Source organism: Clostridium sp., assembly GCF_051650885.1.
In the GTDB taxonomy this organism is placed as follows: domain Bacteria; phylum Bacillota; class Clostridia; order Clostridiales; family Clostridiaceae; genus Clostridium.
In genome coordinates this window covers 1-1,990 of record NZ_JBOFRG010000244.1, presented here as the reverse complement: position 1 = coordinate 1,990, position 1,990 = coordinate 1, and the positions used below count along the sequence as shown (strand labels likewise).

Annotated in this window: 1 pseudogene; it reads left to right on the top strand. The window is 32.7% G+C overall.

The features are described 5' to 3' along the window. A pseudogene (locus tag ACRC28_RS11640) lies at positions 1-1,990 on the top strand (hypothetical protein); the annotation flags it as partial.

Sequence of the window (1,990 nt, the reverse complement as noted above, 5' to 3'; positions counted from 1 at the left end):
TTTTTATTATGCCTTTTATTACCCGTTATGAAGTTTTAACCAAAGGTTCTTTTACTGGTGCTGCAAATGGTTATGGTCTTGGCTCTGGAGAGCAAAATGTTTTAACTAGCCTTGACACTGCAAACCAAGTAGCTGGATGGCCTCCTGGAACTACGACAAATTATTTAAATTCTTCTTGTTCTATTGTAGTTCCAAGCCTTCCTCCTGGTAGTACTATTTTATATGCTGATTTAGTTTGTTGTCTTGCTGTAACTGCAATTTCTAATAATTCATATAAATTAGAAGCCCCTGACGGAACTCAATATACTATTGTTCCTGAAGTTTCCATTGATGATTCTTGGGAAGGAATTAGGATAAATGATATAAAGGATATTATTAATTCTAAAGGTACAGGTACTTATAAACTTTTTGGCTTACCAACTCAAATTAATGCTGGAGATGGTATGTTTTCTATTTTTATTATCTACGAAAATTTATCTATGCCTCTTAGAAAATTCAATGTAAATTTAGGTTCTACTGCCACAGGTTCATCTGTTAATCAGACATTTAAAGGATTTTTAGTTCCTCCAACAGGAGTTCCTCAAGGTCGTATGATTGTAAATCTAATGGATGCTGATGGTAGTGGTTCATTTTTTGTAAATGGTGGAAATGGTTCAAAAGCTTTAAGTGGACCTAATAATCCACAAAATGCTTTTTGGAATTCTCAAATTAACATTATAGATTCAGAATCTCCAAATGTTGGTATGCTTGATACCACTGGAAGCTTTGGTTCTTTTAATAGACCTGCACCTGCACCTAATACATCTTGGCAACGTTACGGTGTTGATATAACCAACATATCTTTATCTCAAACTTTAACTAACAACTCAAATACAGTAACTGTTAATACAGCCGTTCCTGATGCTATAGCAATGAACGTTTTAATTACTCAAATTGATTCTGTGGGCCCTTTCATTCAAACTACTAAAGCTGTTGATTTAGCTGCAGCAAAAAAAGGTGATGTTTTAGTTTATACAATTGGCGTTTCTAACACTGGAACTAATATGGCTAATACAGTTAGACTTTTAGATACACTTCCTACAGGTCTTAGTTTTAAATCAGGTTCTGTTATGTTAGATGGTGTATCATATCCATCTGCTACTGTGCTTCCACCACTTGGATTCCTTATTGGTGATATGCCTATCGATTCTTATCATACTGTAACCTTTAATGTTGATGTTATAGCTAAAGCTACAGCATTTACAAATACAGGTACAATCGCCTATAAATATTCTACAACTCCATCAACCATTCCAGATTATCTAGCATTTAAAGACACAAATGATGTAGTTACTACATTTATAGATAGTCCAAATTTTACAATAACTAAAATAGTTGATAGAAATTTTGCAATTTCAACTGATACTATCTCTTATACTTTAGTTATTAAAAATACTGGTACACTAGCTTCAGATGCTATTTTATTTGATACCTTACCATCTGGACTAACCTTTATTCCAAACAGTATTAAAGTGAATAATCTCCCTATTAGTGGCGATATCATACCTCCTGGAATTACATTAACTAGTATTGCTATAAATGAGGTAAGAACAGTAACATTTAATGCCTCTATTAATTCATCAACTACGGTCTTTACTAATACTGGTTATATTTATTCAACTATTCCTGATTTAACTAACGTTGAATCAAATATTGTAACTACAACTTTAGTTAATCCATCAGTTTCATCTATAAAATTTGTGGATAAAACCTTCGCTACTTTAAATGACACCATTACTTATACAATCGCTATTAACAATACTGGTAATGTTGATTTTAAAAATGTATTCTTCCTTGACACTATAAACTTAGGTGCTACATTCATCCCAAATTCAGTTCAAGTTAATAGTATTCCTGTATCTTCTGTATCTGTTGTTCCTCCAGGCTTTTTAGCTTTAGCTTCACTTCCTGCTGGAACTACATCTACAATAAGCTTTTTAGCTAAAGTAAA